This is a genomic window from Agarivorans albus, assembly GCF_019670105.1.
In the GTDB taxonomy this organism is placed as follows: domain Bacteria; phylum Pseudomonadota; class Gammaproteobacteria; order Enterobacterales; family Celerinatantimonadaceae; genus Agarivorans; species Agarivorans albus.
Genome location: NZ_AP023032.1, coordinates 4,550,001 through 4,572,866 on the forward strand (window position 1 = coordinate 4,550,001; position 22,866 = coordinate 4,572,866).

The 22,866-nt window shown below is 45.7% G+C and carries 22 protein-coding genes (1 of these 22 cut by a window edge); 6 read left to right on the plus strand and 16 right to left on the minus strand.

The features are described from left to right. The 6 genes from aroE to znuC all read right to left on the minus strand — a co-directional run. Nucleotides 1-236, minus strand: partial view of a shikimate dehydrogenase gene (gene aroE / locus K5620_RS20570; protein ID WP_016400040.1) — the start only. It extends 583 nt beyond the left edge of the window; only the first 236 of its 819 coding nucleotides appear in the window; the start codon lies at nucleotides 234-236; the stop codon falls past the left edge of the window. Between the two features lie 99 nt (nucleotides 237-335). Further along, nucleotides 336-716 (minus strand): MaoP family protein, encoded by a 381-nt coding sequence (locus tag K5620_RS20575; RefSeq protein ID WP_016400041.1) that lies wholly within the window; start codon nucleotides 714-716, stop codon nucleotides 336-338. A 118-nt stretch (nucleotides 717-834) separates the two neighbouring features. Beyond that, nucleotides 835-1,773, minus strand: a complete 939-nt coding sequence (hemF, locus tag K5620_RS20580) for an oxygen-dependent coproporphyrinogen oxidase (protein WP_016400042.1) — start codon at nucleotides 1,771-1,773, stop codon at nucleotides 835-837. Between the two features lie 19 nt (nucleotides 1,774-1,792). After that, nucleotides 1,793-2,368 (minus strand): L-threonylcarbamoyladenylate synthase type 1 TsaC, encoded by a 576-nt coding sequence (gene tsaC / locus K5620_RS20585; RefSeq protein WP_016400043.1) that lies wholly within the window; start codon nucleotides 2,366-2,368, stop codon nucleotides 1,793-1,795. Further along, nucleotides 2,368-3,156: a zinc ABC transporter permease subunit ZnuB gene (gene znuB / locus K5620_RS20590; RefSeq protein ID WP_016400044.1), complete on the minus strand. Its 789-nt coding sequence runs from the start codon at nucleotides 3,154-3,156 to the stop codon at nucleotides 2,368-2,370. The genes tsaC and znuB overlap by 1 nt, the downstream gene beginning before the upstream one ends. 3 nt (nucleotides 3,157-3,159) lie before the next feature. Further along, nucleotides 3,160-3,915, minus strand: coding sequence for a zinc ABC transporter ATP-binding protein ZnuC (gene znuC, locus K5620_RS20595; protein ID WP_016400045.1), 756 nt, complete (start codon nucleotides 3,913-3,915; stop codon nucleotides 3,160-3,162). 118 nt (nucleotides 3,916-4,033) lie between these two features. Here znuC and znuA point away from each other — a divergent pair, with 118 nt between their 5' ends. Further along, the gene (gene znuA / locus K5620_RS20600; protein WP_051147549.1) at nucleotides 4,034-4,912 is read left to right on the plus strand and encodes a zinc ABC transporter substrate-binding protein ZnuA; all 879 of its coding nucleotides are present in this window, start codon (nucleotides 4,034-4,036) and stop codon (nucleotides 4,910-4,912) included. A gap of 28 nt (nucleotides 4,913-4,940) precedes the next feature. On the opposite strand, the gene hemN is transcribed toward znuA, so the two are convergent. The 5 genes from hemN to K5620_RS20625 all read right to left on the minus strand — a co-directional run bounded on the left by hemN (nucleotide 4,941) and on the right by K5620_RS20625 (nucleotide 8,670). Then, complete coding sequence (gene hemN / locus K5620_RS20605) at nucleotides 4,941-6,314, minus strand: oxygen-independent coproporphyrinogen III oxidase (protein ID WP_016400047.1); 1,374 nt, start codon at nucleotides 6,312-6,314, stop codon at nucleotides 4,941-4,943. Nucleotides 6,315-6,326: 12 nt separating this feature from the next. Continuing rightward, nucleotides 6,327-6,773 carry a DUF2489 domain-containing protein gene (locus K5620_RS20610; protein WP_016400048.1) on the minus strand — a complete coding sequence of 149 codons (447 nt, stop codon included), beginning with the start codon at nucleotides 6,771-6,773 and terminating at the stop codon, nucleotides 6,327-6,329. Nucleotides 6,774-6,778: 5 nt separating this feature from the next. Further along, entirely contained in the window at nucleotides 6,779-7,306 is a 528-nt protein-coding gene (yihI, locus tag K5620_RS20615; RefSeq protein ID WP_016400049.1) for a Der GTPase-activating protein YihI, read from the minus strand. A 1-nt stretch (nucleotide 7,307) separates the two neighbouring features. Next, entirely contained in the window at nucleotides 7,308-7,943 is a 636-nt protein-coding gene (locus K5620_RS20620; RefSeq protein WP_040306722.1) for a methyltransferase domain-containing protein, read from the minus strand. A 109-nt stretch (nucleotides 7,944-8,052) separates the two neighbouring features. Further along, nucleotides 8,053-8,670 carry a c-type cytochrome gene (locus K5620_RS20625; RefSeq protein WP_016400051.1) on the minus strand — a complete coding sequence of 206 codons (618 nt, stop codon included), beginning with the start codon at nucleotides 8,668-8,670 and terminating at the stop codon, nucleotides 8,053-8,055. A gap of 137 nt (nucleotides 8,671-8,807) precedes the next feature. Here K5620_RS20625 and yihA point away from each other — a divergent pair, with 137 nt between their 5' ends. Together yihA and K5620_RS20635 are read left to right on the plus strand one after the other, a co-directional pair. Next, on the plus strand, nucleotides 8,808-9,443 hold the full coding sequence (gene yihA, locus K5620_RS20630; RefSeq protein WP_425514909.1) for a ribosome biogenesis GTP-binding protein YihA/YsxC: 636 nt from the start codon (nucleotides 8,808-8,810) through the stop codon (nucleotides 9,441-9,443). Nucleotides 9,444-9,705: 262 nt separating this feature from the next. Then, nucleotides 9,706-10,776: a glycoside hydrolase family 43 protein gene (locus K5620_RS20635; RefSeq protein WP_016400053.1), complete on the plus strand. Its 1,071-nt coding sequence runs from the start codon at nucleotides 9,706-9,708 to the stop codon at nucleotides 10,774-10,776. A gap of 730 nt (nucleotides 10,777-11,506) precedes the next feature. Here K5620_RS20635 and polA read toward each other — a convergent pair. The 4 genes from polA to recQ all read right to left on the minus strand — a co-directional run bounded on the left by polA (nucleotide 11,507) and on the right by recQ (nucleotide 18,185). Beyond that, nucleotides 11,507-14,266 carry a DNA polymerase I gene (gene polA / locus K5620_RS20640; protein WP_221077427.1) on the minus strand — a complete coding sequence of 920 codons (2,760 nt, stop codon included), beginning with the start codon at nucleotides 14,264-14,266 and terminating at the stop codon, nucleotides 11,507-11,509. Nucleotides 14,267-14,653: 387 nt separating this feature from the next. After that, nucleotides 14,654-14,962, minus strand: a complete 309-nt coding sequence (locus K5620_RS20645; RefSeq protein WP_016400056.1) for a DUF3630 family protein — start codon at nucleotides 14,960-14,962, stop codon at nucleotides 14,654-14,656. Beyond that, nucleotides 14,950-16,371: a protein adenylyltransferase SelO gene (locus K5620_RS20650; RefSeq protein WP_221077428.1), complete on the minus strand. Its 1,422-nt coding sequence runs from the start codon at nucleotides 16,369-16,371 to the stop codon at nucleotides 14,950-14,952. Before K5620_RS20650 ends, K5620_RS20645 begins: the two co-directional genes overlap by 13 nt. A 26-nt stretch (nucleotides 16,372-16,397) precedes the next feature. Next, the gene (gene recQ, locus K5620_RS20655) at nucleotides 16,398-18,185 is read right to left on the minus strand and encodes a DNA helicase RecQ (RefSeq protein WP_016400059.1); all 1,788 of its coding nucleotides are present in this window, start codon (nucleotides 18,183-18,185) and stop codon (nucleotides 16,398-16,400) included. A gap of 138 nt (nucleotides 18,186-18,323) precedes the next feature. Here recQ and K5620_RS20660 point away from each other — a divergent pair, with 138 nt between their 5' ends. The 3 genes from K5620_RS20660 to rarD all read left to right on the plus strand — a co-directional run bounded on the left by K5620_RS20660 (nucleotide 18,324) and on the right by rarD (nucleotide 20,496). Next, nucleotides 18,324-18,788 (plus strand): thioesterase family protein, encoded by a 465-nt coding sequence (locus K5620_RS20660; protein ID WP_016400060.1) that lies wholly within the window; start codon nucleotides 18,324-18,326, stop codon nucleotides 18,786-18,788. 122 nt (nucleotides 18,789-18,910) lie between these two features. Further along, nucleotides 18,911-19,507, plus strand: a complete 597-nt coding sequence (locus K5620_RS20665; RefSeq protein WP_040306726.1) for an AbiTii domain-containing protein — start codon at nucleotides 18,911-18,913, stop codon at nucleotides 19,505-19,507. An 89-nt stretch (nucleotides 19,508-19,596) separates the two neighbouring features. Continuing rightward, nucleotides 19,597-20,496: an EamA family transporter RarD gene (gene rarD, locus K5620_RS20670; RefSeq protein ID WP_016400062.1), complete on the plus strand. Its 900-nt coding sequence runs from the start codon at nucleotides 19,597-19,599 to the stop codon at nucleotides 20,494-20,496. A gap of 195 nt (nucleotides 20,497-20,691) precedes the next feature. On the opposite strand, the gene uvrD is transcribed toward rarD, so the two are convergent. Further along, nucleotides 20,692-22,866 carry a DNA helicase II gene (uvrD, locus tag K5620_RS20675; protein ID WP_016400063.1) on the minus strand — a complete coding sequence of 725 codons (2,175 nt, stop codon included), beginning with the start codon at nucleotides 22,864-22,866 and terminating at the stop codon, nucleotides 20,692-20,694.

Consider the following 22,866-nt stretch of genomic DNA (forward strand, 5'->3'; position numbering starts at 1 on the left):
GCCCGCTCGGTATGTTGCTGTGCAGCTTGGAAAGCTTGCTCTTTAAATGGTGCTGTAACATTGCAGCCCTTCCCGCCTTCTTGCCAAAATTTAGCAAGAGCGTCTGCAAAGCCGTCTTCTGCTGGTTCAATGGCGGTATAACTTAACTGCTGCTGGGTTTGGCGAGCAAACAAAGTATGAATGAAAGGAGACTTCGACTGGCTAATTGGGTTGCCAAATACTGCGTATAAATCCATTAGGTGCGCTACTAAAACAAATAATAACGCACCTTAACAAGGCTTTAAGAAAAAGCCAAAGTACAAAGTTGAAAAATTAACCCAGTAACGACGCAATAATTAATCTTCGTCGTCAATCTCGGGACCATCTACCTCTTCAACATCGTCATCATCGCTGTTAGCGGCTGTTTCGGTCACACTGGCTTTAGGCGGATTACTCACTAAACCATGAAATGCTTTGCGACCAGTAAGCTTTTTATATTTAAGCCAGACCTTCTGCTCGGCGGTTTCGGGCTCCGCATCCCCACGACATACCGATACAAAGTGAGATTCAATATCATCCACGGGCTCGCGGATAGATTCATCAAGCTCTTTAAACGCGCTACCGCAGCGCTCAAGTAACTCGGCTTCTTTAATGGTGAAGGCGCCGCTGCGAGAAAAGCCGCGGCGAAAGTTTTTATCATCTGCAAATCGGCGTTTTGCCGAAAACGATCCATTCATAGCTCAGACTCAACTAAAAAAAAATCATCAAAAGTGGGGGACTTAAAACCCAACAGTTAAAATAATTAATCCATAGTCGACATTCTTGCAAGAAAATAAGTCGGTTTTTTTACAGCGTTTAGCTCGCCATCTCTAACCAGTTTTGCGGAACCAAATAACGTTGATATAAACGCTCTTCTGGGCTACCTGATTCTGGCTGCCAGTTATAACGCCACTTCACCAAGGGCGGTAATGACATTAAGATGGATTCGGTACGACCACCCGATTGCAGGCCAAACAAGGTTCCGCGATCGTAAACCAAATTAAACTCAACATAGCGGCCACGACGATACAATTGAAAATCTCGTTGTTGCTCGCTAAACGGGCTGTCTTTACGTCGCTCTACAATCGGCAAATAGGCATTTAAGAAGCCCTCGCCAACGGCTTGAGTAAAGGCGAAGCTCTGAGCAAAACCAGCTTCATTGAGATCATCAAAAAATAAGCCTCCTACGCCCCGCGTTTCGTTACGATGTTTTAGGAAGAAATAACGATCACACCAAGCTTTATATTTCGGATAAACATCTTCACCAAAGGGTTGGCATAAATCAGCTGCGGTTTGATGCCACGAGATACAGTCTTCATCAAAGCCGTAATACGGGGTTAAATCGAAACCGCCACCAAACCACCAGATAGGCTCTTCACCTTCTTTTTCTGCCACAAAGAAGCGCACGTTAGCATGTGAAGTAGGTACCATTGGATTGTTTGGGTGAATCACCAAGGAGACGCCCATCGCTTCAAAGTAACGGCCAGCCAACTCTGGGCGCTGCGCGGTAGCGGAAGCCGGCATTTCTTTGCCACAAACGTGAGAGAAGTTGACTCCCGCTTGCTCAAATACCTTACCATTAGTAAGCACCCGAGTACGGCCCTCGCCAGTTAAGCCTTTATGCTCGGCTGGGTCACGCTGCCAATCATCATGCAAAAATGTTGCTGCGCCATCTTGTAATTCCAGTTGCTGACAGATGGATTGTTGTAGCGTGAGAAAGAATTGGCGAACGGCTTCGATATCAACGTCTTGCATAAGGCTTCCTGTATTCAATCTAGGCGCGGATCACTTGCCCAGTAAAAATGTCTTTTATTTGGCTAGTTTGTTTAGCGGCGCCCAACGCCCCGTCTAATGCTAAACCCAAGCCTTGCAACTTAGCTGCTTGCTGCGCAGTTTCGGCCGGGGCTTCGCCACTGTAATTAGCCGAGGTAGACACAATTGGCTTACCTAAACCGGCACACAGCTTTGCAACAATAGGATGCTGGGTTAAACGCACCGCCACTGAACTAAACTGCCCACTAATCCACTTTGGTGTTTTGGTAGATACTGGCACTAACCAAGTGGTTGGCCGAGCTTGAACACTCACTAACAACTGCTGCTGTTCGGCAGATAACGCAGCATAATCGATGTAAGGCAATAAGTGCTCTAACTCGGAGGCGAGCAATATAAGCCCCTTTTCAACAGGCCGGCGTTTTATTGCCAGAATTTGTTCTACCGCCGCTTGCTTATCGGGGTCACAGCCAAGGCCGTAAACCGCTTCTGTTGGATAGGCTAATACCAAGCCTTGCTTAAGTGTGGCAACGGCTTGCTCAATTGAATCACTTACTGGAGTAACTAAAGAGTCGGTCATTATTTTTGCACTTTAACTAAACTATGAACTAATAAAAATTGCAGCGCGGCACATACCACTACCGATGGCCCCGCAGGGGTATCTTGGTACCAAGATAAACACAAACCAAGCACTACTGAGATAGCACCAAAGGCGATGGCAAACAATGCCATTTGCTCGGGAGAGCGGCTTAAACGGCGTGCCGTTGCAGCAGGAATTAACAACAGCGAACTAATAATTAATGCGCCAACTATTTTCATGGCGATGGCAATAACCACCGCCAATAATAGCAACAGTAGCGCACGCATCATGCCCACGTTTACCCCTTCCACCTCGGCGATTTGCTCATTCACCGTGGCCGACAATAGCTTGTTCCACTGGCTCAGCAATAAACCAAGCACCAAGGCACCGCCGCCCCAAATCCACAATAAATCTTGTTGAGTTACCGCTAGCAAATCACCAAACAAATAGGCCATTAGATCAATGCGCACATTGTCCATTAAAGCAACCACGACTAAACCTAAAGACAAAGCCGAATGCGCCATAATCCCCAGTAAAGTATCGCTGGCTAGCTGCTTGTAGCGTTGCAGCGATAACAAAATTATAGCCAGCATAACCCCACTAAAGACCACCGCTATCACCGGGTTGATTTGCAACCATAAACCTAGCGCTACCCCTAATAACGAGGCATGCGCCAAGGTATCGCCAAAATAAGCTAAACGGCGCCACACCATAAAGGAACCCAGCGGCCCCGCTAATACCGCAATACCTAAGCCTGCCAATAAAGCATTTATTAAAAAGTCGTCCATGCGCTAGTTGTTCTCTTCAGTGCTTGGCTGATGATTGTGGTTATGGTCGTGATCGTCACAAACATGGTGATGGGTATAAACGGCAAGCTGTTGGCGTTCGTTTTGCGCAAAAAGCCGTGCGAATTCTGGATGTTGAGCCACGCTCTCGGGCTCCCCATGGCAGCATACATGGTGATTTAAACAAATTACATGGTCGGTGCCCGCCATTACCAAATGCAAATCGTGAGAGACCAACAGCACCCCGCAACCCATTTGCTGAGCGATATCAGCAATCAATTGATAAAGCTCTATCTGCCCAGAGATGTCGACTCCCTGCACAGGTTCGTCTAATACCAGCAGTTGCGGCTCACCCAACAAGGCCCGCGCCAATAATACTCGCTGCATTTCGCCGCCAGACAAACGCACCATTTGCCGCTTTAGCAAGCTATCAATACTAAGCTGGCGAATAACCTTAGTTAAACCTGGCTTAGAAGAATGCCGAGCTAGCTTAAGAAAGCGCTCCACCGTGAGTGGGAACGATTCATCTAAACTGATTTTTTGCGGTACGTAACCAATACGTAATTTTGAAGCACGTGTAATATCACCGGAGTCTGCAGAAATAAGGCCCAAAATAACCTTAATCAAGGTGCTTTTACCGGCACCGTTAGGGCCAATTAATGTGGTGATTTGACCACGATTTAGCTCCAACGAGACATGGTCGAGAACCATGCGCTGGTCAAAGCTAACGCAAATATTGTTAAGCGAAAGTAAAGTGGTCAATCCTGCATCCTATAGATAACTAGCTGAATAAGCCCCAGTGGCGTTTACTAGGGCGCGCTATTCTACACTAGATGTTACACTATCGTATTATTTTACCAAATCACTCTCAAAATCTTGTATGCGTAACCTGCTTTTTGTTCTGATGTTCTTCGCTATACCAAGCTGGGCCACAAGCCCAAACATCTTAGTTAGTATTAAACCTTTGCAACTCATTGTTAGCAGCTTAAGTGAAGGTGAACTCAATGTTGATTACCTAGTAAGCCCCAATGTATCGCCGCACGATTATGCGCTGCGTCCATCGGATGTGCGTGCATTGCGCCAGGCCGATTTAGTTATTTGGGTAGGTGATGAGCTAGAGCCATTCTTAAGTAAACCGCTTAGCCAAACCAGTGCCAGCCAGCTAACACTGCTAGACATACCCCAGCTAGAACTAATTGATGGCGATGAAGGCCACGAACACCACCATGGTGACCACCATCATGAAGTAGACCCACACATTTGGTTAGGCCCCAATGAAGCTAAGCTTATTGCCGCCGCAATTACCGAGCAGTTAATTGCTAAGATGCCCGAAGACAAAGCCAAATTAGAGCAGCAGCTTGAACGCTTTAATCAAGAGCTAGCAAAGGTAGTGAGTAGCATTAATCTGCAACTCCAAGCGGTTAAACAGCAAGGCTATTTTGTTTTTCACGATGGCTATAGTTATTTTGAACGCGAGTTTGGCTTAAATCGTTTAGGTGAATTTACCATTAACCCACAGCGTCGTCCTGGCGCTAAAAGCTTGCTGAATATTCGCCAGCAGTTAGAGCAAGGCAAAGCCAAATGTATCTTTGCTGAACCACAATTTGATGGTGCATTGCTAGAAAGCATTAGCCAACATAGTGGTGCGCAAATTAGCTTGCTCGACCCTCTAGGGATTAGCGTAAGCAATGACAAAAACGGCTACTTTGAATTACTGCAACAACTGGCCGACTCTTACCACGAGTGTTTAAGCCACTAACAAAAAGCGGAGCCTAAGCTCCGCAATGTTATATCACTCTTGAAAATTGCTGGCGCCGCGCTTGGCTTCTAAAGTACACATCAAAGCACATACAAATGTTACGAATCAGCAAGCGTCCTTTGTTGGTTACCTGCAAGGCATCGGCACTTAAACTTACTAAACCATCTTCAACAAAAGGTTTTAGCAGCTGCATATCTTCAGCAAAGTATTGCTGAAAATCTAAATCAAACTGCTGTTCTATATCTTTAAAGCTCAGTTGAAAATTGCATATCAGGGTCTTTATCAATTCGCGGCGAATTAAATCATCTTGGTTTAGTGCAATTCCCTTCCACTGCGCATGCCCTTGTTGGTCGATTTGCGCGTAGTAGGTTTTAAGATCTTTCTGGTTTTGGCTGTAAGCGTCACCCAACATCGAAATAGAAGACACCCCTAAACCCAGTAAATCGGCCTCACCTTGGGTGGTGTAGCCCTGAAAATTACGGTGTAACTCACCCTTACTTTGAGCAATGGCAAGTTCATCATCAGGTTTGGCAAAATGATCCATGCCAATAAACTGATAGCCGTGAGTAGTTAAAAACTCGATGCTGTCGCGCAAAATACCTAAGCGCTCGTCGCTGCTTGGCATGGCGCTTTCGTCTATTTTACGTTGCGCTGCAAAACGACTAGGTAGGTGGGCATAATTAAATACCGATAAACGGTCTGGATCTAAATCCAGCACGCGACTTAAGGTTTGTTGGAAACTCGCACGTGTTTGATGCGGAAGACCATAAATAAGGTCAATATTTACCGAATTAAAACCAACTTGTTTAGCCCGCTCTACCAAGGCAAAAATAAACGCTTCGTCTTGTTCGCGATTAACCGCCTGTTGCACTTGCTTATTAAAATCTTGCACACCTAAGCTCAAGCGATTGAAGCCCAATTCGGCCAGCAGGTTAATTGTAGAAAGTTCTATTTCGCGTGGGTCGACCTCAATGCTAACTTCGGCATTATCGGCAAATTCAAACTGGCTAAATAGCTGAGTAGTTAGGCGCTTAAGCTGCTCTGGCTCTAGGTAAGTTGGCGTACCGCCGCCCCAATGCATTTGGCTTACTTTACGTTGCTTAAAACGTGGCGCTTGCAGCTGAATTTCTTGTTCTAGGTAGTCTAAGTAAATGTCGGCCTTATGCTGATGACGGGTAATCACCTTGTTACAACCGCAGTAGTAACACAACTTATGGCAAAACGGGATGTGCACATACAGCGATAAATCACGTTCAGGAAACTTATCACAAGCAAGGCCAAACTCTTGCTCGCCAAAGTCTTCATTAAACTCAAGGGCAGTGGGGTAAGAGGTGTAACGCGGGCCCGAGTAGTTATACTTCTCGATCAGTTGCTGATCCCAATCCACCATTGCTAATGACATTTACGTGCTCTCCTAGAGTGCCTTGGCACTGAGTTGTTCCAGTGCTTCAGCTTCTTGTAATATTTGTTTCTCTAAGGCTTTTTCTTCTGCTTCACGCTGCAGATCTTGGCGCATACGCTGCTGCAAAGGCAGTTTGTTGCGCGCCTCATGAGTGGGTAACTCTTTTACCGCATTATATAACTGAAAAACAGCAGGGTAGCGCTGCGCCCAATCAATTAGTTGCGGAGTTTGCAAAGCAATCAACAGATTGCTGATGCGGATCACACCCTCAGACAAACCACAACGGTCTTCCTGCATGGCTTTTGCTATGTAGCGAATATCGGTTACCAAGTTTTGATTACGCTTAGCAACCGCGTTTTTAATCACTTTTTGTTGCCCCATTAAGCGCCCTACTAATAAGGCGGCATAAATGGCTAAGGCTGAAACAATAATAACTGCGGCTACAGCTAACCAAACCATCAAGACTAATCCTTATATTGATCCAAGGAAGAACTATTTAACGAACGCCATAATTGCTCATCATCATCTAAAGCTTCCGCTTCTTCGGCTTCTTCCGACAAACCTAGTTCGGCTAGCAATTCAGCATGACGTGCTAGTTGTTTATCCACCCACTGCTGCTCTTGTTTGCTAATTTCACCGCCTTCATCTAACACATCGATAAGACTTTCAAGACGCGTATCGGCTTCTAACATCGCCAGTTCTTTCTCAGGTGTTAGTTCAACTTTAGCTTTTGCTTTAGCGGGCTTAGCTGCAGGTTTGGCCGCAGGCTTGGCAACGCCGAGTTCTACAGGCTCTTTACTGCCGTGACGCGGGTCTTTTTTCTGGGCATTAGCGGCTTGCTGCTGCACTAACTCTGCTTCTTGCTGACGACTGCCAGAGGCTTTGCCCTTACCAATTTTTTTACGATCCGGCGCAGTAACACGTTTAGCTTTAAAGTCAGGGTCTTTACGCACCCCAATTAAGCCGCCTTTACGATTCTTTTTTCTAGACATTTTATTTACCTCTGTGAAATAGCGCCACGTCGGGGCCAACTATCTCCAATCTCATCTGATAATGATTAGCTAACCAAGTAAAGGTTTTATCACTGTAAAACGCTACATGGGTAGGATCATTTTTATAATGCCACTGTGGAAATACTTCCGTTCCCCAATGGCGTTTAGTCATTACGGCCAATAAACCCGCTTCGGCCACTAGGCCTGTTAACAGCTTCCAAGACTGGGCTGGGTGGTTAAAATGCTCCACCACTTCGCTGCTAGTGACCAAGCGATAAGTCTCGGTTAGGCGCTGCTCATCGGGGTAATATATTGGATCATAGTTCAGTAACTGATGCCCTGCTTGCGCCAACAATTCACACAGCGCTGGCCCAGGGCCACAGCCAAAATCTAAGCCAACAACGGGCTCTGTGAGTTTGCTTAACACTGGCTCACTTAAACGTCGTAAAAAGTTTAAATAGCCTTGGTCTTGCGGGTCATTATTGTGCAAGTCATATTGGGCTTTTTCAGCTTCAGTACTGAGTACATCGTCAGGGTCTACAAAGATCAAATCACACTCAGAACAATGCCAGTATTGGCAACGTTTATTGCGATAAAAATCCTTGGATGATGTGGCACTACAGAGTGGGCATTTCACCAATCAACACCTTGCCGTATTTTTTAGGGGCGCAAGTGTAACACTTAGAACGAAGATGGCGAATAATAAATCAAAAACAGCTGGGCAGCGGGCGCTGCCCAGATAAACCTTAGTGTAAGCCACCTAAGTATTGCGACAATATTTCGATATCTTTATCACTTAGTTTAGCGGCAACATCGCGCATCATACCGTTTAAGTCGTTGTCACGTTCACCGCTGCGGAACATTTCCAATTGCGATTTAATGTAACCCGCATATTGCGACGAAATTCGTGGGAAGCCAGCCAAGCTTTGGCCAACACCTCGTGGGCCATGACAAGCAGTACAAGCAGCAATACCACGTTCTAAATCGCCACCCATGTAAAGCATTTGACCGGCTTCAACATATTCTGGGGCAGTGGTATTTGGGCTCATCGCTTGGCCAGAATAATAGGCTGCTAAGTCTTCCATGTCTTGCTCAGACAATGGCAAAGCCATACCACCCATTACGGCGTTGTTGCGCCCTTCTTTACCGCCGCTAGCAGCGCCGGCTTTAAATTCTTTTAACTGTTTAACCAAGTAGCCTGCGTGTTGGCCTTCTAATTTAGGATAACCAGCAGCTTCACCTTGGTCATTGTGACAAGCTTTACAAGTTGCAGCTTTTTGCTCTCCAGCAGCAGCATCTCCCTTTGCCCAAACCGGACTGGCAACACCCGCCATTAACATTAAAACTAAGGTAAGTTTTTTCATGACATTCCATTTATTAGTATTATTCCAAACCACACACTGGTGCCCGTGATACACTTAGCGAGTCCAGTAACGGCATTATTTTACACAATTTTGCCAAAAACGTAATGTATTACCCTAATTTCCTTGTGGAGCTCAACATAACCATGGCGCAATATCATTTTCAAAACACCCACTTCATAACTAGCGCGCCTAATATTCAGGCTATGCCTGAAGATAGTGGAATTGAAATCGCCTTTGCCGGACGCTCAAACGCGGGTAAGTCTAGTGCTTTAAATACCCTTACTCGTCAAAAAAGCTTAGCACGAACCAGTAAAACACCAGGTCGAACTCAATTAATTAACGTTTTTGAAATATCCGAAGGTTTTCGCCTAATTGACTTACCTGGCTACGGTTTTGCTCAAGTGCCAGAAGAAGTTAAAAAGCAGTGGCAAAAGTCACTGTCTGAATACTTACAAGATCGCCAAAGCTTAAAAGGCATCGTGGTATTAATGGATATTCGCCATCCATTCAAAGATACCGATGCCGGTCTAATCCAGTGGGCTGTAGATTGTGAACTACCAGTACTCGCGCTTTTAACTAAATCAGACAAGTTAAAACAAGGCGCGCGTAAAACAGCGATTCTGAAGGGCCGTGAGACAGCCAAGGTATTTGGTGGCAATGTTCGAGTAGAAGCTTTTTCTTCTTTGAAAAAACAAGGTTTAGACGTGCTTCAAAACACCTTAGTGGGATGGTTTGATCAACATCTAGAAAATTCCCCAAGCGACGCTGAATAAACTGACAGACTATGCTCGCTGCTTCGGCGAGCTCCTTTTCACCTTCCAACCTTTACTCCTTTTTAAAGCAAACCAGCGCATCATAGCGCGCGTCATTTATTTCATGGGGTTTCATGAAATATCCCACTGCTTGTGCACTTGATCATAGTTTAATGACAAATTGTGCTTGCGGGACAAATTTTACAATTGGGCTACCGAAGAACGTAAAACTTATCAAGTTTGAGATCGTTATACTGACGCAAAAACTTAATGAGGAAATACCATGAGCGTGAATGACGCAACGAAGACTAGGGTAGAAGAACCTAGCGAGATCAGTGATGCGGAAGCGGTAACCGCAGCAGATAAAGCACGTGCCGACCAGCTAAAGCCGATTAGTGGCGCCTTAGTGACGCATATGTATACCGCCGATCCTTCAGCCCATGTATTTAACGGCAAGCTTTACGTATATCCCTCTCACGATGTAGATAACGGCCAGCCACTAAATGACAACGGCGATCACTTTGACATGCGTGATTACCATGTTTTCTCATTAGACCGTCCTTTTGGCGTAGTCACCGACCATGGTAACGCGCTAGATGTAAAAGACGTGCCTTGGGCAGAGAAACAAATGTGGGCGCCAGACGCTGCAGAAAAAGATGGCAAGTACTACTTATACTTCCCTGCGCGCAACTACGATGGCATTTTCCAAATTGGTGTAGCAGTTGGCGATCAGCCTGAAGGACCTTTCACTCCTCAAGCAGAAGCGATTAAAGGCAGCTTTAGCATCGACCCTGCGGTATTCAAAGACGAAGACGGTAGCCACTACATGTATTTTGGCGGTTTATGGGGTGGCCAATTACAAAACTGGCGCAACGGCAAGTTTGGTGAAGAGCAGTTCCCAGCCGACGACCAACCAGCGCTAAAACCCTTAGTGGCTAAAATGACTGACGATATGCTGGAGTTTGCTGAAACGCCGAAGGAAATCGAAATTGTCGATGAGAATGGCGATGTGCTACTCGCGGGTGACAACGAACGCCGCTATTTTGAAGGCCCATGGATGCACAGGCACAACGGCCGTTACTACTTCTCTTACTCTACAGGCGATACCCACAAAATTGCTTACGCGAGCAGTGACTCACCTTATGGGCCGTTCCGCTATGAAGGCGTTATTTTAGAGCCAGTGCTAGGCTGGACAACTCATCACTCTATAGTGAAGTACCAAGACAAGTGGTTCTTGTTCTACCACGACAGCACTTTATCGGCTGGTCAAACCCACTTACGCAGCATTAAGATGGCTGAGCTGAACATTGACGATAACGGCAAGATTGAAGTGATTAAGCCTTACTACGAGTAAGCAAGTTATTCGCTAAATCCAAACGCCACTTTAACGTGGCGTTTTTCTATCCAGAGCCTAAACCAACACCTCTCAGCACTAAACAGCAGGCAAAAAAAAAGCCCCATCGTCCGATGGGGCATGTAAGAAAAGAAATTCTTAAAAACTGAAAGCACTATTCCAATTGCACTAATTATGACTCTCTGAAAATCGATTAGTTCACAAAATTTTCTAAAAATGTGCAATTTTCTTTCATAGAAGCTTTTGTTATTCATCCAGTCCTTAGACCGACAGCAATCAAACACCATCAAGCAGTGGCATTTTGAACACAAAATTCCCAAATATCGTAATTTAGCAACCAAATATCAGAAAATAAGAAACAACAGCTAGAGCCCCCTCTTAGACAAGGAGCATAAAGGAGTTTAAAAAATAAGAGAGAAGGCAGGCAATCACTGGCATTAAGACAAAAAAACGCCCCGATGGAAACCCATCGGGGCGGCAAAATAGCCTTTTTCAACTACGTGAAATAAAGGTCTGAAAGATAGAACATCTTACCTCTGTACCCTACAAGAGTTACTCTAGAGGATCATCGATGAAAAATAAAGCACTTTTTGTAAGGAAATTTCACTTTAGAGGTATATGTTGGTTTTTAAATTACGCGAAAAGGTTTTCATAATTACCAAAATTCGCAAAACCTTGAGGCAAAAAAAAGGAGGCCATCGCCTCCTTTGCTATCTTCCACTATTTAGCTCTAGTGGGCTTCATCCCAGTTTTCACCAATACCTGATTCGGCAACGAGTGGTAAATCTAGTGTCACTGCCTGTTCCATCAGCTCGGTAAGCTTCGGTACAACTTTATCCAACTCGCTTTCTAATACTTCAAATACCAGTTCATCGTGAACCTGCATTAACATCTTACAATGCTCACTGGGTTGAGTATCTAGCCATTGAGCAACAGCAATCATTGCTTTTTTAATAATGTCGGCAGCGGTTCCTTGCATTGGCGCGTTTACCGCAGCACGTTCAGCAGCTTTTTTACGCATACCGTTACGTGAATTAATTTCGGGCAAATACAAGCGGCGGCCAAATAAGGTTTCTACATATCCGTGTTCTTGGCAAAAATCTCGGGTGCTGTCCATGTAGTCCAACACCGCAGGGTAGCGCTCAAAATAACGATTCATGTAGTTTTGCGCATCGGCTCGAGCAATGCCTAACTGCTTGGCTAAACCAAAGGCGCTCATACCGTAAATTAGGCCAAAGTTAATCGCCTTGGCACTGCGGCGCTCATCGCCACTTACTGCTTCAAGCTCTTTACCAAACACTTCTGCAGCGGTAGCTTTATGAATGTCTTCTCCGGCAGCAAAGGCTTTTAGCAAGCCAGCATCTTGAGAAAGATGCGCCATGATACGCAGCTCGATTTGTGAATAATCTATCGCGACCAGTTTGTAGCCATCGGCAGGTACAAAAGCCTGACGTACTTTACGTCCTTCTTCATGGCGAATAGGAATATTTTGCAAGTTAGGATCGGTAGATGAGAAACGCCCCGTTGCTGTTACCGCTTGATGATAAGAGGTATGCACTCTGCCAGAGCTTGGCTCTACCATTTTAGGCAGTTTGTCGGTGTAAGTAGATTTTAGTTTAGACAGGCTTCGATATTCTAAAATCACTTTTGGTAAACTGTAATCTAACGCCAGCTCTTGCAGCACTTCCTCGGCAGTAGACGGCGCACCTTTTGGGGTTTTCTTAATCACCGGCAATTCCATTTTTTCAAACAAAATGGTTTGCAGCTGCTTAGGAGAACCTAAGTTAAATGGTTCACCTGCTAGTTCATGCGCTTGCTTCTCTAAACCGTCGATACGCTCGCCTAAAGACAAACTATGCTGCGCTAAGCGTTGGCTATCAATACGCACGCCTTGACGCTCGGTTTGCGATAATACACTGACCAAAGGCAACTCGACTTCTTCGAACAAGCTTTTCAACTTTGGCTCTTTCTCTAGCTTGGCCCACAGAGTTTGGTGCAAGCGTAAGGTAACGTCTGCATCTTCTGCTGCATAAGGTGCTGCTGTTTCAAGTTCAATATGATTGAAGGTAAGTTGTTTAGCGCCTTTACCTGCGATGTCTTCAAACTTGATGGTTTTGTGTTGCAAGTACTGCAACGACAACGAGTCCATATCGTGGCGAGTAATGGTGCTATTGAGCACATACGACTCCAACATGGTGTCGTACTTAATGCCTTTGAGCGAAATGTCGTAGCGTGCAAGCACACTGGCATCGTACTTAAGGTTTTGGCCAACTTTCGCTTTATTAGGATCTTCCAATAATGGTTTAAGCTGCGCTAATACCCAGTCACGCTCTAGTTGCTCAGGCGCATCTAAATAATCGTGAGCTACCGGTAAGTAAGCCGCTTTGCCTGCTTCAACGGCAAAAGATAAACCCACTAGTTCAGCTTGCATGTAGTTAAGCGAGGTGGTTTCGGTATCAATAGCGATAAGCTCAGCGCTATTTAAGCGTTCAAACCATTCTTCAAACTGCTGCTTAGTAAGAATAGTCTCGTACTCACCTTTAAGCTCAACAGCAGGAGCTACCACTTCGGCCTCAGCATTTGGTTCTGCTGCGGCGCTGTTACTTGATGGGCTAAGCGCTTCACTCAGCCAGCGCTTAAACTCCAATTCACCGAATAATTTAATCAGCGCATCTTTATCTTCTTCGGTACGCAACATGTCATCCATGCTAAAACCGACTTCAACATCACATTTAATGGTGGCTAATAAATAGGATAAACGGGCATCTTCGGCATGTTCACGCAACTTTTTAGGCATGGTTTTAGAGCCGCGAAAACCTAATGGTGCAACCGCGTCTGGGTCGGCCAATAAGTCATCCACGCCACCAATGCCTTGCAACATGGCCAAAGCAGTTTTCTCACCCACCCCTGGTAAGCCAGGAATGTTATCTACTTTGTCGCCCATTAGCGCTAAGTAATCAATAATTAGCTCCGGCGGTACGCCAAATTTATCGATAACGCCAGCACGATCCATCACCGTATCGGTCATGGTATTAATCAAGGTGATGTTTTCATCGACCAGCTGCGCCATGTCTTTATCGCCAGTGCTAATCACTACCGCTTTGTTTTCGGCCGAAGCTTGCTTAGCTAAGGTGCCAATAACATCATCGGCTTCAACACCTTCAATGGCTACTAAAGGCAAACCCATCGCTTTAATTACCGCGTGTAGAGGGGCGATTTGACTGCGCAAATCATCCGGCATAGAAGGGCGATTGGCTTTGTATTCTTTATAGATGTCGTCACGAAAGGTTTTACCCTTGGCATCAAACACCACCACAATGTGCTCTGGCTTAAATTGCTTAAGCAAACTGCGTAGCATGTTAACCACGCCATAAACTGCGCCGGTGGCTTCACCTTTAGAGTTAGTTAGATGAGGAGGAGCGTAGTAAGCGCGATAAAGATAAGAAGAGCCGTCAACAAGCACTAAGGGTTGGTCGGGAAGGGTTGCCATTACCGTGATCCATCGTTCAGATTTTCATTGCGCTCGATGATGCCACAGCCACCCTAAATGCACCAGAGCTAAGCGTAATAGCCTGCTACAAATTGTGGATAACTCTGTTAACAAACAGCAGCAATTCTCTCGCGAAAAATTCACAAGCTAAATAGAAAACAACAAATAAGTTTTAATTCAGTAACTTACAGATAAAGAAAGGCAAGAAATTGGAGCAGCAAACAGTTCCCTTATTGTGGAAAACATCATTCCGTGACATTGCTTTTCGCGGCCTTACGGTGAATTAATAAACAACTCAACGTTGGCAGGTGGATTAATATAGAAGATAAGCCTGCGGGAAACCTTGTAATGGATCACATTTTAATCAGCCTAAAAATATAATTTTGTTTAGTCAAAATTGGCATGATTTAAGGCAGCCAATAATGGGGCAGAGCTCGTGTGAAAATGCTCACTATTGGCGCATTCAAACCAAGCGCCCTGACTTAGTGCATCATAACGAAACCACCATAATTGTTGTTCAATATAAAAACCTAAAACTTGCCAATCGGCGCCTTGCTCAACAAAAGCTTGTTGCCATTGTTGCTGCTTTACAAACTGCTGCGCACTAGCCAAAAACTGTGATTCGGAGAACTGCTTAGCAATAGTAACTACCGCATGCTCCGATAATACTTCTATGCCATTTGCTAGCTGCTGCATGATATCTCCAAGCACTTGCCCCAAGCGGGTGGTGGAGCCGCAAAATGCTGAGCATCGGCTTGCTCAGTAAACGGAGTATTGAGTACCTGATGCAGCTGGCGCAACTGCTCATAACTGCCACTTTCCGCTTGTTCTATCACCTGCTGCGCCAAGTAGTTGCGCAATATGTATAAAGGCACGTGTTGCTGAATACCTGATATCCGCTGTTGCTCATCAACATCACTTTGCTGACAGCGCTGGCGGTACAACTTCAACCAAGCCTGCCAAGCATCAGGCAATTGTTTAGTTAATTGGTTTTGCTGCTGCGCCAAGGCACGCAGGCTTTGGTGGTAATCGGCCTTTTGTTCGGCGATAACTTTAAGCAGTAAACCTAATAGTTGTTCATCGTCATCTTGCCACTGGCTTAAACCTAACTTATTCAGCATCAACTGCTGGTAATGTTGATTGATTTTCTGCTGGTAGCGTATCCAAAGCGGCTCGGTTTTAGCGCTGGGTACATAGTCAGACAAGGCTTGTGCCAAACGTTGTAAGTTCCATAAACCTACAGCGGGCTGCTGATTAAAGGCATAACGCCCATAATGGTCGCTATGGTTACACACGTGTCTAGGGTTGTAGTCATCTAAAAACCCATAAGGGCCATAATCGATGGTTAAGCCCAAAATCGACATGTTGTCGGTATTCATTACACCATGACAAAAGCCTTCGGCCTGCCACTTAGCAATCATCAACGCGGTGCTATCCACAACTTGTTCTAACATAGCTAGCACCGGATTTTCGGCAGTTAAACAATCACTAAAATAATGGTTTAAGCAAAAGTCTACTAAGCTTTTTAATGGTTGAGTTTGTTGCTGGTAATACAGGTATTCAAAATGACCAAAACGAATATGGCTAGGCGCCATACGTAGCAGCATAGCTTCTTTTTCAAAGCGTTCACGCTGCACTAAACCGCTACCTACCGTTAAGCTTAATGCGCGGGTTGTTGCAATGCCCAAAGCGGCCATGGCTTCACTAGCTAAAAACTCGCGAATGCTAGAACGTAATACTGCCTTACCATCTCCTTGGCGAGAGAAAGGCGTTAAACCCGAGCCTTTAAGTTGCAGTTCCCAGTACTCACCTTGCGCGTTTACTGTTTCACCAAGTAGCAAGGCTCGACCGTCACCCAGCTGCGGAGTATAACCACCAAACTGATGGCCAGCGTATACCGTTGAGGCAGGCTGCATGCCTTCGATAAGTAACTTACCAGCGCTTAGGCCAAGCGCCTGCTCTCCCTGCATAAACTCACTGTCTAGGCCAATTAACTCAGCAGCGGCCTGGCTATATGCCACCAACTCTGGATCTTTTAGCGGCGTAGGCTGCTGCTGATGGCATAACTCGGGTAGTTCATTGGAAAAACGATTCACAAATTCCATCTGCGATCCTTAAATAGGGCGGCGTCTTAACTGGCCTGATACTGGTCGATTAAACCTAAAAACTGATAACCGTAGCGTTCTAGCTTCTTCAAACCAACGCCACTTATGGCTAACATCTCGTGCTGGGTTTGTGGCTGCTGCTGGGCCATTTCTATTAATGTGGCGTCGTTAAACACCACAAACGGCGGCACCGACTCCTCGTCGGCTAAACGCTTCCTTAAATTACGTAACAAAGCGAATAATCGTTTATCATAAACACCGTAACTAGTGGCTTTTTTACTTTGCTTAGTGGTATTTAAGCGGGGCACAGCCAGTGATAAGGGCTGTTCACCTTTTAAAAATGGTCGTGCTGCTTCAGTCAATTGTAGTACCGAGCTACGCGCAATATTTTGCTGCAACAAACCTAAATGAATAAGCTGACGCAGCACACTCATCCAATGCTCGTGACTGGCGCTTTTACCAATACCATGAGTAGAAAGCTTATCATGACCCTGTTCTAAAATACGCTGGCCCATGCTGCCACGCAGCACTTCAATCACATAACCAATGCCAAAACGCTGGCCAAGCCGATAAACACAAGACAAGGCTTTTTGCGCATCTTGTAAGCCATCGTATTGCTTTGGCGGATCTAAGCATACATCACAGTTACCGCAGGGCTTGGCGAGGTATTCACCAAAGTAGTTAAGCAATACCTGACGCCGACAAGTTTGCGCCTCGGCAAAGGCGACAATAGCATTAAACTTATGACTCTCAACTTGGCGCTGTTGTTCATTCTCGTTTTCATCAATCATTCGCCGCACCCAGTTGGCATCGGCTGGATCGTACAAAAACACCGCTTCGGCCTCGGTACCATCGCGACCCGCGCGGCCGGTTTCTTGATAGTAAGCTTCTATGTTACGAGGAATGTCATAGTGAAAAACATAACGTACGTTAGGTTTGTCGATGCCCATACCAAAAGCAACGGTAGCCACCACTACTTCAACTTCATCGCGCTGAAATTGCTCTTGCACTAATTGGCGCTGCTCGATAGGTAAACCAGCATGATAAGCCGCGCAGCGAATACCTTCTGCACTAAGTTTTAAGGCTAATTCTTCAACCCGTTTTCGGCTACTGCAATAAACAATGCCACTATCTTCCTTACGGCGTTTTACATAATCACTAAGCTGCTGCCACGGGCGATACTTTTCTTGTAGGGTGTAGCGAATATTCGGTCGGTCAAAACTTGATACTAGAGTGAAGGCATCGGGCAATCCAAGCCGCTGTAATATGTCTTGGCGGGTGGTATCGTCAGCGGTAGCCGTTAAGGCCACTAAAGGCACATTAGGAAAGTTTTGTTTTAAGCAACCAAGGGCATTATATTCTGGCCGAAAATCGTGCCCCCACTGAGAAATACAATGCGCTTCATCGATGGCAAACATTGCCAAGGGCATCGCTTGTAAGCGCTCAATTAAATCGCCATTAATCAGCCGCTCGGGAGAGATGTATAACAGTTTTAAATCGCCCTGCTGCAAACTACGATAAATTTGAAACTGCTGCTCACGCTCTAAACTTGAGTTTAAATACGCCGCGCTAACACCATTGTGTTGCAAGCTATCTACTTGGTCTTTCATTAAGGAGATAAGCGGCGACACCACTACGGTTAAACCCGATTTAACCAACGCGGGGATCTGGTAACACAGTGATTTTCCGCCACCTGTTGGCATAATTGCCAAGCAATCTTTGTTATCTAACAAGCGCTCGATCACCGCAGCCTGCCCAGTTCTAAACTCGGCAAAACCAAATACATCTTGTAAAACTTGCTGGGCGCGTTGCATTAAGGCTAGAAATCCAGAAACAGAGTGGCTAATCGGTCGCACATTGTAATCAAGCTATGGCGGCTTGTCTTGGTTTGCCTTTATTCTTTTCTCGCTATACAGTATTTAAACGAGCGTTTAACTTTGTATGGATACAGCATGACCAGCCCAAGACAACAAAAGTGGCGCCAAGCCATCGCCAACACCTTCATCAATCAAATGCCGTTTAATCAATTACTTGGCATCGAACTAATGGATTACAGTGCGACCGGAGTAAAACTAAAACTACCCATGGACCCAAAACTAGTGGGCAATCCGATACACGGCATCTTACATGGTGGCGCTACCGCAACCATTTTAGATGTAGCCGGGGGAATGACCGCCGCAGCAGCGGCAGTAAAACGTTTGGAAAACCTATCCAGCAAAGAGCTGTCTGCGCGCATCTCCAAAACCGGCACCATAGATCTGCGCATCGACTATCTGCGTCCAGGCATTGGTGAAGTGTTTTACGCCACTGCCGAGATAATCCGCTCCGGCAATAAGGTTACCGTTGCACGTATGGAACTACACAATCAAGAAGGCACCCACATTGCCTTTGGCACCGGTACTTACTTAGTGGGCTAGTGCAGCAAACTTGCCATCAAAAAAGGAATTTTTGTCGAAATATCAATTCAATGTTGATGGTTTCCACTCAGTTAGGGCTATACTGAATTAGAACATCGACTGCGGCACAGGCTAGTAAAATAATGAGCACAACTTACAGCTCCTCTTTGTTAATAAATACTTTAAATAGCGTGCTACTAGAAGTAAAAAAGATTAATGCCGACTTACAGCTAGAAGACTTGGACCAATGGCTCGAACACGAGCTGGAAGGTTATGGCGATTTTGCCCACTTCCCCGACTACCGCATTGTTGAATGTAAGCAGCTAGGAATATTTGAGAAACCAGAGCAAGACTTACAGCATTTCGAACAAATCCATGATGATTGCCTAAACGAGCGCGATCGCTGCCTATTGCGTTACCTACATATCCAACAACCCTTACTAGAATGCTTGAATACTCAAGATGAAATTCAACGCCCTTGGCCAATGCGCATTTTATCTAGCTATGCGAAAGACATCATTCCCGGCTATAGCTGTGTTCGAGCTTGGCAAAGCTATCACGAGCCCTTAAACGAACGTTTTGTGCATGGTGTATTAGGTCATCTACTTCATCTGTTGCTAGAAGCACAAAATAGCCAGAGCAAAGCCATCATTCAGAAAATCGACACATTGTGCCAAGCAGAACCGCAACTGCATAAAGTTTGGAGCAAGCTATATTGCGAAGCCGCTTCGGCAGTCTAGCTAGCTGACAAAACTTAGACTGCTAATATATGGCTGCTTAACCACCTGCCTGCTACACTACGCTGACTTTTCTTCCTTTTTCATTGTTTATGCCTAATCAAGCCACTAAACACGGCGTTATATTTGCTCTCGCCGCGTACATTATGTGGGGTTTTGCCCCTATTTATTTTAAGAGCTTAAGTGCTGTACCTGCATACGAGATTTTAGCGCATCGGGTGCTATGGTCCTGTGTTTTTGTTGCAGTGATGCTAGCCGTAGGTAAACAGTGGTCGGCGGTGAGCGCCGTAATCAAGCACCCCAAGCAATTGGCAATATTGGCACTTACCTCGGTACTAATTGGCATTAATTGGCTAATTTTTATTTGGGCAGTGAACAACGATCGTATGCTCGATGCCAGTTTAGGCTATTACATCAACCCACTATTTAACGTGATACTGGGTATGCTGTTCTTGGGCGAACGTTTTCGTCGTGCTCAATGGCTTGCCATTGGGTTGGCCTTGATTGGTGTATTAATTCAAGTAATTAGCTATGGTTCCCTACCTTGGATTGCAATCAGCCTAGCGGTAAGTTTTGGTTTATACGGCTTGTTACGCAAAAAAGTTAACTTGGGCGCTTTACCAGGTTTATTTGTAGAAACACTATGGCTGTTGCCATTGGCCGCCGCGTATTTGTGGATATTTGCCGATTCTTCTACCAGTCACTTAGTTAACAACAGTTTAGGTTTAAATGCGCTACTGCTTAGCGCAGGCATTGTCACAACTCTGCCGTTATTATGTTTTGCAGCCGCAGCCACCCGCTTACGCTTATCAACCATTGGCTTTTTTCAATACATTGGCCCATCACTAATGTTTATGCTGGCCACCAGCGTTTATGGTGAGCCGCTTGAGCCGATGAAATTGCTCACCTTTGCCTTTATTTGGTTGGGTTTAGCGGTATTTACTTGGGACGCTGTTGGTAACAAGCGCAAACAAAAAAAGCAGCCGAGTTAGGCTGCTTGACTCACCGTTAATTGTTGGCTTAGTTATACCAATCACACTAAGTAAGTGGTCAGAAATAACGCAGGAAAAATGCTCGAGAATAAGGCAGGATTTTTCGATAAGTAGTTATTCTACAATCAAAAATCCTAACGCAGTTATCGAGTATTTTAACCAGTTAGAATGATCAGTTATTTAGTACGATTGGTATTAAATAGCTTCTAGTCTCGCGTAAGCCAACACCAGCCATTTGGCGCCAGCTTCTTCAAACTGCACCTGCACACGACTTTGCTGCCCAGAGCCTTCGTAGTTAAGCACAATACCTGCGCCAAACTTAGGGTGCGATACACGCTGGCCTAAGCTAAAGCCACTATCATCAAAGGCAGCTTGTTGAACTTGCGAAGAAAACCGCCCTTGTTGAACCGGTCGGCTTACCGCTGTATTTAAGCGTACTTCGTCCAAACATTCGCTGGGTAATTCTCTTAAAAAACGCGACGGTGGGTGAAATACTTCTTTGCCCCACAAACGGCGACTTTCGGCATGACAGAGGTAAAGCTTTTCCATAGCGCGGGTCATGCCTACATAACACAGGCGGCGCTCTTCTTCCAAGCGACCAGATTCTTCGGCCGACTGCTGACTTGGGAACATGCCTTCCTCAACACCCACCAAAAACACCACTGGAAATTCCAAACCTTTAGCGCTGTGCAAGGTCATTAGCTGCACCGCTGCTTCATCGGCTTCTGCTTGATTGTCGCCAGCTTCTAAGGCGGCGTGAGATAAAAAGGCTACCAAGGGAGAAAGATCTTGGTCTTCTTCCATTTGCGTAAATTGCTGAGTAGCGGTAACCAGCTCGTCTAAGTTTTCTACTCGAGCTTGGGCCTTTTCACCTTTCTCGGCTTGATACATCGCCAATAAGCCAGAGCCTTTAATCACGTAATCGGTTTGCTCACCTAAGGCCATTTCTTGAGTTTGTAACTTTAATTGCCCTAGCAACTCAACAAATTGCTTCACCGCATTGGCCGCTCGGCCAGATAAGGCATTGTGTTGCAAACAATAGTCTACTGCCTGCCACAAGCTAAGCTGTTGCTCACGCGCAGCTTGGCGCAGCAGCTCGATAGTACGTTGGCCAATGCCACGGGTTGGGGTATTTACCACTCGCTCAAAGGACGCGTCATCGTGGGGGTTACTAATTAATCGCAGGTAGGCGAGTGCATCTTTAATTTCTTGTCGCTCGAAGAAGCGTAAACCGCCATAAATTCGATAGGCCAAACGCTCTTGCATCAAGGCTTCTTCCAATACCCGCGACTGGGCATTATTACGATACAAAATGGCACAATCTGCCAAACTTGCGCCGTGTTGTTCTACTCGCTGTTGGATACGCGCTACCACAAAGCGTGCTTCATCAATGTCATTAAAGGCAGTGTAAATCGAGATTAACTCGCCTTCTTTGTCATCGGTCCACAGGCTCTTGCCCATGCGCCCTTGGTTATTTTCGATTAGCTGATTAGAGGCTTTAAGAATATTGGCGCTGCTTCGATAGTTTTGCTCTAGGCGAATGGTATTCACCTTTGGCACATCCAATTCAAAGCTTTGAATATTTTCGATTTTTGCTCCACGCCAACCATAAATAGACTGGTCATCATCACCCACTATGGTGATGTTATTGTGCTCGGTAACCAACATCCGCAACCAGGCATATTGAATGGTGTTGGTATCTTGAAACTCGTCCACCAAGATATGGCGAAAACGCTGTTGGTAGTGCTGCAAAATATGCGGCTGTTTTAACCACAATTCGTGAGCGCGTAGCAATAGCTCGGCAAAGTCCACCAAACCGGAGCGGTCACAGGCTTGCTGATAGGCTTTATAAATTTCTAGTTGCTGCCGCTCAATCGGATTATTACTGTAATCTACGTGCTCGGCGCGCTGCCCCTCGTCTTTACGCGCATTGATATACCATTGCACTTGCTTGGCTGGCCACTGTTTTTCATCCAAGTTCATGGCTTTAATTAAACGGCGTAACAGGCGGTATTGATCGTCGGAATCAATAATCTGAAAATCTTCGGGTAAACCGGCATCGCGATAATGCGCACGCAATAAGCGATGTGCCAAAGAGTGGAAGGTGCCCATCCACATACCTTGAAAGCGGCTACCCACTAACTTCTCTACTCGCGAGCGCATTTCAGCCGCCGCTTTATTGGTAAAGGTTACCGACAAAATCGATAGCGGCGAGACATTCTCGACCTGCATTAACCACGCGATGCGGTGCACCAATACTCGCGTTTTGCCACTACCGGCACCCGCCAGCAGTAACATATTGCTTGGCGCCGCAGCAACCGCTTCACGCTGCTTTTCATTAAGGCCGTCTAACAGCTCGGAAATATCCAT